Here is a 14619-nt window from a genome sequence, read left to right on the forward strand (position 1 = left end):
GCCGCGCCTGCGCGCGGAAGCGGCGGCGCTGGAGGTGAGCGTGGAAGTGCTGGCAGCCGCGGCCGGCCGAAAATCAAACGAACGTTAGTTGGCCTGCGCCAGCCAGGCCGCGACCTTTGCCGCGTCGAAGGGCCAGTCCAGTTCGCGCCGGCTGTCGTCGTCGCGCAGTACCGGCACGCGCTCGCCGTAGAGCGCTTCCAGCGTGTTGTCGTGATCTATCCACACGCTGGAGAACTCCGGCGCGCGCGCCTGCGCCAGCACCTCCAGGGCGAGATCGCATAAATGGCATTCATCGCGCTGGAACAGTACAAGTCGCATTGTCATGAGGCCGCAGGGTCCGGGGGCGCGTAGAATAATCGGCTCCCCGCCATCGCCGGAATCGTTTCATGGCCGTCAGCGTGTTCGACATCTTCAAGATCGGCATAGGCCCGTCTTCCTCGCACACGGTGGGGCCGATGCGTGCGGCGGCGCGCTTCGTCAGCCACTGGCTGGAGGAACGCGGCCTGCTCGAACGTGTGGTGCGCGTGCGCGGCGAGCTGTTCGGCTCGCTCGCCCATACCGGCCGCGGCCACGGCACCGACAAGGCAGTGCTGTGCGGCTTCGAGGGCGAATGGCCCGACCGCATCGATCCGGACATCATCGAAAGCACGCTGGAGCGCATCCGCGCCGACAAGCGCATACGCCTGCTCGGCCGCCACGAGATCGACTTCGACGAAAAGCGCGACCTGGTCTTCAACAAGCGGCAGAAGCTGCCCTACCACTCCAACGGCATGCGCTTCACCGCCTACGGCGCGGCCGACGAAGTGCTGGCCACGCGCGACTACTACTCCGTCGGCGGCGGCTTCGTGGTCAACCACGACGAGGCGGCCGAAGACCGCATCGTGCCCGACACCACGCCGCTGCCCTATCCCTTCCACAGCGGCGACGAACTGCTGCAGCGCTGCGAGGAAGCCGGCAAGAGCATCGCCGACGTGATGCTGGCCAATGAACTGTGCTGGCGCAGTGAGACGGAAATCCGCAGCGGCCTGCTCGCCATCTGGCGCGCCATGCAGGCCTGCGTCGCGCGCGGCACGCGCCAGGCCGGCGTGCTGCCGGGCGGACTGAAGGTGGCCCGGCGCGCACCGGCCATGCAGGCCGAACTGCTGGCCCGGCCCGAGGCCGCGCTGAAGGATCCGCTCACCATCCTGGACTGGGTCAATCTCTACGCCCTGGCGGTGAACGAGGAAAACGCCGCCGGCGGCCGCGTCGTCACCGCGCCGACCAACGGCGCGGCCGGCATCGTGCCGGCGGTGCTGCATTACTTCGACCGCTTCTGCCCCGGCGCGAACGAGGACCGCATCCTCGACTTCCTGCTCACCGCCGGCGCCATCGGCATCCTGTACAAGGAGAACGCCTCGATCTCCGGCGCCGAGGTCGGCTGCCAGGGCGAAGTCGGCGTAGCCTGCTCCATGGCCGCCGGCGGCCTGACCGCGGCGCTGGGCGGCACCATCTACCAGGTGGAGAACGCGGCCGAGATCGGCATGGAACACAACCTCGGCCTGACCTGCGACCCCATCGGCGGCCTGGTGCAGATTCCCTGCATCGAGCGCAACGCCATGGGCGCGGTCAAGGCGATCAACGCCTCGCGCATGGCCCTGCGCGGCGACGGCAAGCACCGCGTCTCGCTGGACAAGGTCATCAAGACCATGCGCGATACCGGCAAGGACATGCAGGACAAGTACAAGGAAACCAGCCGCGGCGGGCTGGCGGTGAACGTCATCGAATGCTGAGGCGGATGGGCGGCTTCGCGGCGCCGCTGGCGTCGCCAGGCTGATGGAGAAGGCCGGCTGTCGCCTGCCTGCCGCGACCGCCGCGGATCATTCTTCCGAATCGCAGTTCTCGCGCGCTTCCATCGCCAGCTCTGCGCTGCGCTTGGCCCGGGCCGGGTTGTACAGGCCTATCCAGCCGAGGTATTTGCGCGCCGCCTTGTCGCCCACGCTTTCGTCCGGCGAATAGGCATTGGCGAAGCGCGTGCGCTTGCAGCGGATCACGTTGTGGCCGCGGCTGCTCATCTCCGCGGCGACAGCCTTGTCCTTTTCCAGCGGCGTGCGCGCCTGTACGGCCGGCGCTGCGGCCGCGCCGGTGCGCAGGCTGCCGTCGGGGTTGTACAGGCTGGGCAGCGACGGCGTGGCGATGACCGCGTCGGCGCCCTGCTCCGCCGCCGCGGCGGCGGGAACCTGGCGCTGGCCGCGCTCGCGCCGCACGGGGGCGGGCGCATTGCGCGCGCTGCCGCCCTGGGGCGCTGGAACTGCCAGCGGCGGCAGTTCCAGCGGCGCAGGCGCCGCGATTTCCGGCGGCGGCGCGCGTTCGATCAGGGTGACCCGGATCACGCCGCGGCGGTCCTCGACGAAAGGCTTCAGCTTCATTGCATCGCGCACCAGCAGAATCAGGATCAGATGCGCCAGCAGCGCGGCGGCGAGGGCGATGACCACGCGGCGCCAGTTGATGTCGGGCGGACGCCAGCGCAGCTCGTGCAGCAGCTCACGGCGCAGCGGCAACACCCGCGCCGCAACCCGGGCGGGGTCAACGGTCGGCGCTGGCGGTCGGTGCCCGGGATGCTGCGGATCGGCGCTCATGCGGTCTGGCGTCTGGCAGGGCGCGCAGTGTAGCCATGCGGTTGTACGCGGAGATTAAAAAAGGCTTAGCACGGCCGGGTCCGCCACGCTGCCGATGCGTTCCGTTCACGCAAAAAAACGGGCACCCGAAGGTGCCCGTCAGTCCCGATACGGCATCGTCCCGATGCCGCTGTGCCTGTGCTCTTACGTCGGGCGGGGGCGGTGCTTTTCAAGCCGCCGCGGCAAGGTTCTGCCTGAGCCCGTTTATTCCGCCGGCGTCACGCCGCGGTCGACCCGGACGCGCAGGCGGTTGCCCGGGTGATGGTCCATCGTGGTGTGGAAAATATCGCCGCGATAACGATAGGTGACCTCGTAGCCGACCACATCGCGGCCGCCGCGCCAGGCGGTTTCCTGACGGCAGCGGGTCTCGTAGTCGCGCACATAGCCGCCGCTGGTCTCGTAGTAGTCGCCGCGGCGGTGCGAGGCATTGTTGCCGACCGCGCCGCCGATCACCGCACCGGCGATGGTGGCGGCCTTGCGGCCGTCGCCCTTGCCGACCTGGTTGCCCAGGGCGCCGCCGATCACCGCACCCAGCAGGGTGGAACCGGTATGGTCGCGGCGGGCGGTATAGCCCGGCTCGTAGCGGTCGACCGGCTGGTCATAGCAGACGTCGCGGGTCACCGGACGGCGGGTGCGCTCGACGATGGGATCGACATCGATGACGGTGGCCCAGTCGTAACGCACTTCATAGCGGCCATAGTCGTCGCGGCGCGCAAACGCCGTCGGAGTCGAAAGCGCCACGCCGGCCGCCAGGGCCAAAGTGATGAAAGTAACCTTCTTCATATCGCCTCCTGCTCCGGGCACCATGCCCGTGTGGACGCTTCCCAAGGTAGGGGCGGCGGACTGAATTTCCAGTTAATTCATATATTTAGACTTCATTCATTCAGTTTGTGGGGGGACTTGTGTCCGCCCTGCAACGATTGCCGCGCAAGCCAGCGGGCGGCCGCGGCGGCGATCGCCGCGGCGCGGCGGCCCAGCAGCGGGCCTATATGGCTGCAGTCCCCGACCAGCATGAATTCCGCATCCAGTCGCCGGGCCAGGGCCTGGCTTGCCGCCGGAGCGATGTCGCCGTCCCCGGCGCCGGCGATCACCAGCACGGGACAGGCCGGCGCGGCGCATGCATGCTGTTCGGCCTCCACGAGCACCTGCACCGATTCGTCGCGCCAACGCCGCAGCGCGTAGAGGGCTGCGGCGTCGTCCCCGTCCGGCAGCGCGCGGCGAGTTCCTTCCAGGCTGGCCTGGCGGCCCCAGGGCACGATATCGCCGCGGTATCGGCGCAACCGCGGCCGCGGCTGCACGCCTGCCGGCGGCAGGGGATTGACCAGCACCAGGGCCGGCGCGGCCACACGACTGGCCACTTCCAACGCGATCAGCCCGCCGAGGCTGGCGCCCAGCAGCACCGGCGCCGCGGCCTGCTGCGCCTGGCATTCGATCTGGGCGCAGTAGTCGGCCAGGGCCGTCGCGGCCAGGCCGGCGCGGGCCGGTTGCAGGTCCGGCGTTTCCAGGCGCGCGCCCAGGGCCTGCCACAGACGCTGCCAGATCAGCCATTCCCAGCCGCCGCCGCCGGCACCATGCACGGCCAGGGCGCGCAGGCCGGCCAGAGTCCGCTGTGGGTTCATGCGCCGATTATCGCCGCGGCAGACCAGGCCAGGGCGCGCCGGCGGCGCGCAATCCCGGGCCGCGGGCGTGCGGGTCATGGCGCGCGCCCGGCGCGGCAGGCTACGCTGCGGCGGATGCCAGCCCCTGTTTACCGCTTCGCCGACTATCGCCTGGACCCGGCCACCCGCGAACTGCACCGCGGCGGCGGGCTTGTGGCGCTGCCGCCGCGCGCCTTCGACTGCCTGGCCTATCTGGTTGAACGACGCGACCGCGCGGTCGGCCGCGACGAGCTGATCGCCGCGGTCTGGGGCAAGGCCGAGGTATCCGACACCTTGCTGGCCCAGACCATTCTGCGCGTGCGCCGCGCCGTCGGCGACACCGGCAACGAGCAGCACGCCGTGCGCACGGTGCCGCGCTTCGGCTATCGCTGGGTGCTGCCGACGGAGACGATTACAGCGACTGCAGCGCAGACGGCCTCGACAATGGCGCCCTCCGCGCCGTCACCGACAGCCGCAGCGCCGTCCGCTTCGTCCGTACCCGTATCGTCGGCAACCGCCGCCGGCGCGGCATACGGCAGTGCGGATGCCATTTCGCGCGCCGTTCCGTCCACTGCATCGCCCGCTGCGCCAGCCGCTACGGCCATCGCGCGCAGCGCAGCGAACCGTCATGACGACGCGCCCGGCCCCGGCAGCGCCTCGGCCTTCGAGTCCGCAGCTGCCACGCCATCCAACCCGACGCCGCCATCGGCCGCGGCAGAAGCCGCAATCACCGCGACACCGCCCGGCGCCATTCCGACCGCAGCGAAGCCCCGCCGCCTCACCTGGCTGGTCCTCGCGGCGGCGGCCGTGCTGGCCGCCCTGGCCTGGTGGCGATCGACCACGCCGCCGCCCGCCGTCGAAGACCGCGCCACCGCAGGCGACATGCCAGCCGGCGGTGCGACCGGCAGCCCCGACTCCGCCAGCCCCATCGCCAGCGCCGCCATCGTCCTGCCGGTGGAAGTGAACGAGGGCGCCGAATGGTCCTGGGTGCGGCTGGGCGGCATGGATTTCCTCGCCTCCCAGCTGCGCGCCGCCGGCCAGGCCACACTGCCCAGCGATACCACCCTGGTCCTGCTCGCACGCAATCCGGCGCCGCGCCACCTCGCTGCCGACCTGGCCGCGGCCCGCGCCACCGGCGCGCCGCTGGTACTGGCCAGCCAGGCCCGGCGCGAAGGCACCGGCTGGAACGTGCGCATCGAGGCCTACGCCGCCGACGGCCGCACCCGCCGCGGCGAGGCCAGCGCCGAGGCGGTGCTCGACGCCGCCCGCCTGGCCCTGGCCGAACTGGCCGGCCCCGCCGTTGCCGGCGAGGCCGGCGGCGAGCGCGCGGAACACCTGCAGCGTGCCGAAGCCGCCATGCTGGCCGATGACCTGGACTTGGCCCGGCGCGAGATCGACGCTGTCGCCGCCGCGCCGGACGATGCCGAGCTGATCTACCGCCGCGCCCAGATCGACTTCCGCGCCGGCGATTACGAAACCCTGGAACAGCGCCTGCTCGGCCTGCTGCCGCGGCTGGATCCGGCCCGCGACGCGGTACTGCGCGGCCGTGTGCTCAACGCCCTGGGCTCGGCCGAGATCCGCCGCAACCGCATGGGCGTCGCCGCGCGCTACCACGCCGAGGCGGCCGAACTGCTGCGTCCCGGCCAGGACAAGCGCGCCCTGGGCCAGGCCTATACCGGCCTGGCCATCACCCAGGCGGCCCAGCGCCAGTTCGACGATGCCCTGGCCACCTTCGCCCTGGCCCGGGTCGCGCTGGAACAGGGCGGCGACGCGCTGGCCGTGGCCCGGGTCGATGCCAACCTGGGCATCCTCGACGTGGAACGCGCGCGCTACGCCGAGGCCGTCGCCGGCCTGCGCCGCGCCGCCGCGCGCTTCGCTGCTTTCGGTGCGGTCAACGAACAGCTCACCACCCTGATCGGCCTGGCCCGCGCCCAGGCCGAGATGCTCGACATCGCCGGCGCCAGCCAGACCGCCGACGAGCTGTGGAGCCTGGCCTCGCGCAGCGCCAGCCCGCGCCTGCGCCACCAGATGGCGGTGGTACGTGCCGACGTGCTGGCCCAGTGCGGCCGCCTGCAGGAAGCCCGCGCCCTGCTCGCCGGCCTGCGCCCGGAACTGGAACTGCCGCAGGAAAACGATACCCAGGCCCGCGCCGACGCCGTGCTGGCGCGGCTGGCCCTGGCCGACGGCGACGCCGCCCAGGCCCTGCGCCTGGCCACCGCCGGGCTGGAGGGCCTGCCGCTGGAGCAGTACGGCCGCGAGCGTGCCCAGCTCTGGCTGCTGCGCCTGCGCGCCCTGCGCGCACTGGAGCGCACGGACGAGGCCCTGGCCCTGCTGCCGCAGTTCAGCGCCCAGGCCGGCCAGTCCGGCGAGACCGCCGCGCCGCTGTACGCCGACCTGGCCGCGGCCGAGCTGGACTGGGCCCAGGGCCGGCGCGAGCCGGCACGGCAGCGCTACGCCGGCCTGCTCAGCCAGGCCGAGCGCAGCGGCATCGCGGTCGACCTGGCTCTGGTAGTGCAGAGCTATGCCGGCGCCCTGCTCGAATCCGGCGACGCCCAGGCCGCCGCGCCGGTGGTGGCGCGGGTGGCGCGCTGGGCCGATGCCGATTTTGGCTGCGCCCTGCTGCAGGTCTGGGCCTACTGGGCCCAGGGCGACCTGCCGGCCTGGCAGCAGGCCCTGGGCAAGGCCCGCGGCCTGGCCGGGGAACGGCCGATCGCACCGGTGCTGAGCCAGCCGCCACAGCCGCCGCGGATCCGCTGAAGCCGCCCGGCGAACGTGACCGCCGTCACAGCCTGCCGCCACGCCGCGACCGGAATAATTCCTTCAAGTTCAATCCGTTGATGGAAAAGTAAGGGAAAACGAAAGCCCGCCGCATGGAGCGCGAAAGCAGCCCCGCCTGCACTGCCAATACTGCAGCGGTCCGCCGGCCGGTGCGCCTCCCCGCCTCCCCTCAACGCCACCGCCCGGCGGACCTTCTTCCCGTTTCGTCGAGGGTTCCAGTCATGCGTGTTTCCGTTATCGCCGGCCTGATCGGCCTGGGTCTGTCCGGAGCTTCCGCGGCAGGTACGTTCATCTCCCTGGACCAGCCCAACAGCCAGTTGGTCAGCCTGTCCGAACACGGCCGCATCGGCACCGGCAGCTACATGGGCGAAGGCGCCTTCCGCTGGACCCGCGCCAACGGCGCCAGCCAGATCGCCGGCTACAGCAGCATCAACGGCATGAACAGCTGGGGCCAGCCCGTCGTCGGCCAGGCCGCGGACGCCAACCAGAACCTGGTCGCGGCCGTGGCCTACAGCAATGCCCAGTTCTTCGATCCCATCCTGGTCGGCGCCCTGCCCGGCGCCCAGCCCATGGACGGCATGCTCAGCGCCGGCTACGACAGCGCCGACGACGGCAGCGTGGTCGGCCTGGCCTACAACGCCGCCGGCGACCCCGTGGCCTTCCACTGGCAGGCCGTCACCGGCATGACCGAGCTGCCGCGGCTGGACCAGGAAGCCGCGCGCGCCAACGCAATCAGCCGCGACGGCCATGTGGTGATCGGCTGGAACGACACCGACGTCGGCTATCGCCGCGGCGTGAAATGGGTCGACGGCGCGATCAGCGAATTCCTTGACGCCAAGGGCCTGCAGGTCGGTGAAGCCCTGGCCGTCAACCGCGACGGCAGCGTCATCGTCGGCGAAGGCGCCGGCGTGGACGGCAAGGAAGCCTGGCGCTGGACCGCTGCCACCGGCGTGCAGCCCATCGGCATGATCGGCAGCGGCAGCTTCTTCGACCGCGCCTACGCCTTCGGCACCAGCGACGACGGCAACCTCATCGGCGGCGCCAGCGGCGCCGGCTGGGACCGCCACGCCGTGGTATGGACGCCGGAAAGCGGCATGGTCAAGCTGGCCGACTTCCTCGCCGCGCGCGACATCACCGTGCCGGCCGGCTGGCGGCTCAACAGCGTGACTGCGGTTTCCGGCGATGGCCGCGTCCTCGGCGGCTGGGGCCTGGATCCGAACAACGCCATCAATTCGTTCGTGGTCGAACTCTCCCGCGTGCCGGCCCAGGACGCCATTCTCGAAGCGCGCGGCAAGGTCGTCTGGAACGACATCGCCAACGGCCCCTTCGCCGGCATCGCGCTGGAAACGCCGGTGGTCATGAGCTACCGCATGACGCCCGACGGCCTGGAGATCGATCCCGGCTCGCACATGGCCTATCCCATCGACATTGCCAGCTTCCGCCTGCAGGCCGGCGCCGCCAGCGACACCCTCATCGAGACCCCGGCCGGCCCGCTCAGCCGCATCGCCAACGACTATCCGCGCTCCGACGGCATTCATCTGTTCGAGACGCCGCTGGCTACGCCGGGCACGGCGATGGAGTTCGAGATGTTCAACCCGGGCGGCGACCTGTTCGACTCGGCCGAACTCAACGGCATCAACCGCACCTTCGGCCCGGAGCATTTCGAGAAGGCGTCCTGGTTCGTGTTCGACGGCCAGGGCGGCGAGCGCTCCATGATGATCCAGATTGAATCCATCACCATCGAGGACGAGTGCTCGATCTTCTGCGGCCGCTTCGAGTAAACCCGCCGCGCTGACGCGCAATCACCAGGCCTGCCGCGCGGCAGGCCTGGTTTTATTGTTGCCGCCGCCGCAAAACCTGCGGCGGCGGGCCGCTTGCTCAGCCGCCCAGGCGCGGCTCGAAGCCGGTCTGCAGCAGCAGGTCGGTGCCGAAGAACGGTCCGCGGATCTCGTAGGTGATGCCGCCGCTGGACGAGCCCGTGGTACCGCGCTGGGAACTGAAATACAGGCGCGTGCCGTCCGGACTGAAAGCCGGCCCGGCGATTTCCGAAGCATCCTGGCCCATCACCTGCAACAGCGGCAGCACCTGGCCTTCCGGGCCCAGCAGCACGATCTGCAGATTGCCGCCGTCCTCGGCCACGTAGACGAAACCCTTGGCGTCGACCACCACGTTGTCCACGCCGGTGAGTTCCGGCTGGGCGAACCAGGCGTCGTCGTAGAAAATCTCGATCAGGCCGCTGCGCGTGTCGTAGGCATAGACGCGGTTGTCACCCTTGGTGGTGAAGAACACCAGCCCGTTGTGGAAATAGATGCCCTCGCCGCCCTTGAACACGGTGCTCTGCGGCACCTGCAGGCGGGTCGCGGTTTCGCCGGCGGCAAGATTGGGATTCGGATTGGGCACCACATGCCAGGTCACCGGACGCGGCACGCTCTCGTCGGCGCCGACAGCCTCGGCCACTTCGAGCAGGCCGGCGCTGAAATCCGGATACGCCGTCGGCGTGAAGCGGTAGAAGCGGCCGCTGGACTGGTCCTCGGTCAGGTAGACACGGCGCGCTTGCGGATCGACCGCGACGGCCTCGTGCTTGAACGTGCCCAGCGCGCTGCGCCTGACCGCCGGTTGCTGGCCGAAGGGATCGCATTCCCAGGAATGGCCGGAATCGGTTTCCTCGCAGGAAATCCAGGTATTCCACGGCGTCGCGCCGCCGGCGCAGTTGCTGCTGGTGCCGCTGAGAATGGAATAGGCATCGACCACGTCGCCGGAAGCATTGAAGCGCAGCGCGCCGCAGCCCCCCTGGCCGGAACCGACTTCGGAATTGCTCACGTAGATCCAGCCGCCATCGCCGGTGGCATAGGTCGCGCCGCCGTCCGGCGCGCGGTGCCACAGATAGCTGCCGCCGCTGACCGGCGCCTCGCCGGTGCGCGCGACCACGCGCGAGCTGAAGCCCGCCGGCAGGCAGATGCCATTGGCGTCCGGCGGCTCCAGCCCCGCGCGCAGGCTGTCGATCAGCTGCGGATTGAGGCTGCGCAGCTTGTCCCAGCCGTGCACCGCGCGCGTCGCCTCGTTGACGCTGGCGAAGGCGCGCGGGCCGATGCTGAGCATGCCCGCGGTCGCCAGTGCGCGCAGCAGAAAGCCGCGCCGGTCCATCTTGATATCGCGTGCCATCCCGATCGCTCCAGGTAAAAGAGGCGCAAGGGTGGTCAGTCCGGATGAAACGGATTTTGCAGGCGGATGAAAGCATCATGAAACCGCGACGCCGGCCGCGCCAGGCCGGCCCGCTCTACCGCATCGCAACTTGACGCTTGCATGACTAGGGGCAAGGCTATGCCGGCGCGGACGCCCGTCGCGGCCGCGTACCCGCCATGACCGCCCGCCCCGCCGTGCCCGCCGGGGCAACGCGCCTTACGCGGACGACCATGACGGCCCTGCATCCACGTTCCGCTGGGAGGGTTACGTCATGTCCTACACCACCGATGGCATCCGAAATATCGCGCTCGTGGGCCACGCGAGCGCGGGCAAGACAACGCTGTTTGAAGCGCTGCTGCAGGCCGGCGGCGTGATCCAGACCCAGGGCAGCGTGGAGCGCGGCTCCACCGTGTCCGACTTCGATCCGATGGAGAAGGAACGCCAGCACTCCATCGCCGACGCCGTCGCCTCGATCGACCGCGGCGAATGTCATATCAACCTCATCGATACGCCCGGACACCCCGAATTCCGCGGTCCCACCCTGTCGGCCCTGGCCGCGGTGGAGACCTGCGCCATTGTGGTCAATGCGCACAATGGCATCGAATACTCCACGCACCGGCTCATGGAATACGCCAGGGCGCGCAACCTGTGCCGGCTGCTGATCGTCAACAAGATCGACGGCGGCAATTGCCGCGCGCTGGTCGACCAGCTGCGCGAAACCTTCGGTCCCGAATGCCTGCCGATCAACCTGCCCTCCCAGGGCGGCAAGGCCGTGGTGGACTGTTTCTTCAAGCCCGAGGGCGTGGCCGATTTCGATACGGTCCAGGCCGCCCACCAGCGCATCATCGACCAGGTGGTCGAGATCAACGAGACCGTGATGGGACATTACCTGGACGAAGGCGAGCAGGGCCTGTCCGGCCAGGAACTGCACGATGCCTTCGAGCAATGCCTGCGCGAGGGCCATCTGGTGCCGATCTGCTTCGTCTCCGCGCGCACCGGCGCCGGAGTGAAGGAATTGCTGGAGCTGGTCGAACGCCTGGCGCCGAACCCGCGCGAAGGCAATCCGCCGCCCTTCATCAAGGGCAGCGGCGCCGAAGCCGCGCCCATCGAAGCCGTGCCCGACCCGGCCGCGCACGTGATCGCCGACGTGTGGAAGATCGTCAACGACCCGTTCGTGGGCAAGCTCAGCGTCTTCCGCGTCTACCAGGGCACGGTGAAGAAAGACACCCAGCTGTTCATCGACGACGGCAAGAAGCCGTTCAAGGTCGGCCACCTGTTCAAGCTCAAGGGCAAGGACCACGTCGAGATCGACCAGGCCATACCCGGCGACATCGCCGCCGTGGCCAAGATCGACGAGATCCATTTCGACGCCGTGCTGCACGATTCCCACGACGAGGACCAGATTCACCTGAAACCGCTGGACTTCCCCGTGCCCATGTTCGGCCTTGCGGTGGAGCCGGCGCACAAGGGCCAGGAGCAGAAGCTGGCCACCGCCCTGGCCAAGCTGGGCGAGGAAGACCCGTGTTTCCGCGTGGAACACAACAAGGAACTCAACGAGACCGTGGTGCGCGGCCTGTCCGATCTGCACCTCAAGCTGATGCTGGAGCGCATGAAGGAACGCTACGGCGTGGAGGTCAAATCGCGCCCGCCGCGCATCGCCTACCGCGAGACCATAGGCGCGCACGCGGAAGGCCATCACCGCCACAAGAAACAGACCGGCGGCGCCGGCCAGTTCGGCGAAGTGTTCCTGCGCGTGGAACCGCTGGAGCGCGGCGCCGGCTTTGAGTTCGTGGACGCGGTCAAGGGCGGCACCATCCCCGGCCAGTTCCTGCCCGCGGTGGAAAAAGGCGTGCGCCAGGTGCTGGACCACGGCGCCATCGCCGGCTACCAGATGCAGGACGTGCGCGTCACCGTGTACGACGGCAAATACCATCCGGTGGATTCCAAGGAAGTCGCCTTCATCGCCGCCGGCAAGAAAGCCTTCCTCGACGCCGTGGCCAAGGCCAGGCCCACCCTGCTCGAACCGGTGGTCAATCTCGAAGTGTTCGTGCCCGACAACCACATGGGCGACGTCACCGGCGGCCTTGCCGGCAAGCGCGCCCGCATCAACGGCACCGACTCCGCCCGCGGCGGCGAAATCATCATCAAGGCCCAGGTGCCCCTGGCTGAAGTCACCGACTACCAGACCGAACTCAAATCCATGACCGGCGGCCGCGGCCGCTATGCGATCGAATTCAGCCATTACGAGGCGGTGCCGGCGCAGATACAGAAGCAGCTGGTGGAATCGTACAAGCCGCGGCATGAAGAGGATTGAATCCGGGCTTCCGGTGCGGCCCTGACCAGGGCTGCACCGGCGCTGGCATACGGAACGCATCGCCCGCTCTACACCGGCAAGTTCGCTGGACGTTGCAAGGCGAGCGTTCCATATTTCGTACGAATCCGCAGCTTCATTCAGCCCGCTCGATACAGCTGTCAACGCGATCGCGATTTCCGTGCCGCGAATCAGGCGTCATACACGGCACAACGCAAATCGGATGATTTTTGCGGACGCGCGCGACGGGGCCGGCGGCCGGGAAATCAGCCAACAGACCCACACCAGTCCATACTTTGGACCGAGGAACCCCGCCGACACCCCATGCCATAGTTGGACCTTCGTTCTCAGGGGAACAGGTCCGTGCGCGCCGGCTATATCAACCGCAAGATTCATTACTGGCTGTCCTTGTGGCTGGCCCTGCCCATGGCCCTGATCTCGATTACCGGCCTGCTGCTGCAGTTCAAGAAGTCCCTGCCCTGGGTGCAGCCGCCGGAGCAGCGCCGCGAACTGGCCCTGCCGCTGGCGGAGTGGCCGCTGCTGCTGCGGGCTGCACAGGCGCAGCCGGCGCTGGAGGTGCGCAGCTGGGCCGATGTGGAGAGGCTGGAGCTGCGTCCATCCAAGGGTCTGATCAAGCTGATTGCGAAGAACGGCCAGGAAGCCCAGTTCGATCCGGTCAGCGGCAAGGTGCTGCAGGTCGCACCGCGCCGCTCGGACACCATCGAGGCCCTGCACGACGGCTCCTGGTTTGGCGACGGGGTCAAGTTCGGCTGGTTCGCCAGCAGCGCCCTGGGGCTGTTCCTGGCTACGCTCAGCGGCCTCTGGCTGTTCGCGGAGCCTTACGTGATGAAGGCCCGGCGCCGGCGGCGGCTGGCGCGGGAGGCGTTGGCCGCACAGGGCTAGCACTGGAGTGACACGGGCGGGACTAGTTGTTTTGAAATTCCGTGGATTGATTCAATCCGGCCGCTGGCGGACGCCGTCGGGGCGGAACGTTGCTGCTGGTTCCCGGCGGCGGGCGCAGGCAGGTCGTGCGGCGGCGGTGCAGCCGGGTTGAACATCCGGCGACGATCCAGCGGCGAGGCGCGCTGATCGCTGCCCCCTCACCCCGGCCCTCTTCCCCCAAGTGCGTTCGCGCTCGGGGGAGAGGGAGCTTCCCGCAGATTCGCGGCACCCGCGCCAGTACTGCAGCAACGGCTGCCGGCATCGCGACAGCGACAACTGCGCCAGCACCACCATGGCTGCGCCGCCGCGAACACCCTTCCCTCACCCGCGCGTCCGCTAAACTCCGGCCGCCCAACGCTGAGCGCAAAGGAGTACGCGATGACCCTTCACTTCGCCCTGGCCCCGCTGGTTGCCCTGATCGCCGGCATCCTGATCCTGCTGCGGCCCAAGTTGCTCAACTACATCGTCGCCTTTTATCTGATCTTTGTTGGCCTGATCGGCCTGTTCCCGCGCCTGGCCAGTTTCTGAGCAGCCGGTGTACGCGCTGCTGAGCACGCCCGGAGAAGTCGACAGCCTGGAGACGCCGCGCCTGCTGCTGCGGCCGCTGACGGTGGACGATGCGCCGGCCTACCTGCCCCTGGTCAGCGAGCCGCGCATCCTGGCCCAGGTGCACGAGCACCCGCTGACGGATCTGGAACAGGTTCGCCAGCGCCTGCGCGAGCGCCTGCACGCCGAATACGCCAGCCACGGCTACGGCCGCCTGGCCGTGATCGACAAGAGCGACGGGCGCCTGGTCGGCTGGTGCGGGCTCAAGTACGTGGACGAACTCGGCGAAACCGATATCGGCTACCGTTTCCTGCCCGACTGCTGGGGCCGCGGCTATGCCAGCGAGGCCGGCGCGGCGGTGCTGCGGCATGGCTTCGAGACGCTGGAGCTGGCGCGCATCATTGGCCTGGTGCTGCCGGGCAATGCCGCGTCTGCCCAGGTGCTGCGCAAGCTGGGTCTGCGCTACGAGCGCCGCCTGCACCTGGCGCGCGTCGGCGCCGAGGCCGATCTGTACGCGCTGCAGCGCCCCGCCGCCTGAGCACGGCAGGCGCCTGCCGCGGCCCGCGAC

The 14619-nt window shown here is 69.5% G+C and carries 12 protein-coding genes; 7 read left to right on the forward strand and 5 right to left on the reverse strand.

Annotated features, from left to right (window positions below; all coding sequences use genetic code 11):
• Positions 1 to 84: 84 nt before the first annotated feature.
• Positions 85 to 318, reverse strand: a complete 234-nt coding sequence (locus NM961_RS11050; protein ID WP_255914405.1) for a glutaredoxin family protein — start codon at positions 316 to 318, stop codon at positions 85 to 87.
• A gap of 68 nt (positions 319 to 386) precedes the next feature.
• Between NM961_RS11050 and NM961_RS11055 the strand changes: the two genes are divergently transcribed.
• Positions 387 to 1769, forward strand: coding sequence for an L-serine ammonia-lyase (locus tag NM961_RS11055; RefSeq protein WP_255914368.1), 1383 nt, complete (start codon positions 387 to 389; stop codon positions 1767 to 1769).
• An 87-nt stretch (positions 1770 to 1856) separates the two neighbouring features.
• Here NM961_RS11055 and NM961_RS11060 read toward each other — a convergent pair whose 3' ends face one another.
• The 3 genes from NM961_RS11060 to NM961_RS11070 all read right to left on the reverse strand — a co-directional run bounded on the left by NM961_RS11060 (position 1857) and on the right by NM961_RS11070 (position 4273).
• Positions 1857 to 2537: a hypothetical protein gene (locus NM961_RS11060; protein WP_255914369.1), complete on the reverse strand. Its 681-nt coding sequence runs from the start codon at positions 2535 to 2537 to the stop codon at positions 1857 to 1859.
• A 321-nt stretch (positions 2538 to 2858) separates the two neighbouring features.
• A complete protein-coding gene (locus NM961_RS11065) occupies positions 2859 to 3437 on the reverse strand; it encodes a glycine zipper 2TM domain-containing protein (protein WP_255914370.1) in 579 nt (192 codons plus the stop codon).
• A 92-nt stretch (positions 3438 to 3529) separates the two neighbouring features.
• Complete coding sequence (locus tag NM961_RS11070; RefSeq protein WP_255914371.1) at positions 3530 to 4273, reverse strand: alpha/beta fold hydrolase; 744 nt, start codon at positions 4271 to 4273, stop codon at positions 3530 to 3532.
• 114 nt (positions 4274 to 4387) lie between these two features.
• Between NM961_RS11070 and NM961_RS11075 the strand changes: the two genes are divergently transcribed.
• Entirely contained in the window at positions 4388 to 7048 is a 2661-nt protein-coding gene (locus NM961_RS11075) for a winged helix-turn-helix domain-containing protein (RefSeq protein WP_255914372.1), read from the forward strand.
• Positions 7049 to 7290: 242 nt separating this feature from the next.
• Positions 7291 to 8850, forward strand: a complete 1560-nt coding sequence (locus NM961_RS11080; protein WP_255914373.1) for a hypothetical protein — start codon at positions 7291 to 7293, stop codon at positions 8848 to 8850.
• Positions 8851 to 8947: 97 nt separating this feature from the next.
• Here the strand turns inward: NM961_RS11080 and NM961_RS11085 are convergent, their stop codons facing one another.
• The gene (locus tag NM961_RS11085; protein WP_255914374.1) at positions 8948 to 10231 is read right to left on the reverse strand and encodes an alkaline phosphatase PhoX; all 1284 of its coding nucleotides are present in this window, start codon (positions 10229 to 10231) and stop codon (positions 8948 to 8950) included.
• Positions 10232 to 10523: 292 nt separating this feature from the next.
• Between NM961_RS11085 and fusA the strand changes: the two genes are divergently transcribed.
• From fusA to NM961_RS11105, 4 genes are all read left to right on the forward strand, one after another.
• Positions 10524 to 12566: an elongation factor G gene (gene fusA / locus NM961_RS11090; protein WP_255914375.1), complete on the forward strand. Its 2043-nt coding sequence runs from the start codon at positions 10524 to 10526 to the stop codon at positions 12564 to 12566.
• 360 nt (positions 12567 to 12926) lie between these two features.
• Positions 12927 to 13466, forward strand: a complete 540-nt coding sequence (locus NM961_RS11095; protein ID WP_255914376.1) for a PepSY-associated TM helix domain-containing protein — start codon at positions 12927 to 12929, stop codon at positions 13464 to 13466.
• 417 nt (positions 13467 to 13883) lie between these two features.
• On the forward strand, positions 13884 to 14033 hold the full coding sequence (locus tag NM961_RS11100) for a DUF3096 domain-containing protein (protein ID WP_255914377.1): 150 nt from the start codon (positions 13884 to 13886) through the stop codon (positions 14031 to 14033).
• A 7-nt stretch (positions 14034 to 14040) separates the two neighbouring features.
• Positions 14041 to 14589: a GNAT family N-acetyltransferase gene (locus NM961_RS11105; RefSeq protein WP_255914379.1), complete on the forward strand. Its 549-nt coding sequence runs from the start codon at positions 14041 to 14043 to the stop codon at positions 14587 to 14589.
• Positions 14590 to 14619 lie beyond the last annotated feature (30 nt).

Origin of the sequence: Tahibacter harae (assembly GCF_024437735.1) — a bacterium.
GTDB lineage: Bacteria > Pseudomonadota > Gammaproteobacteria > Xanthomonadales > Rhodanobacteraceae > Tahibacter > Tahibacter harae.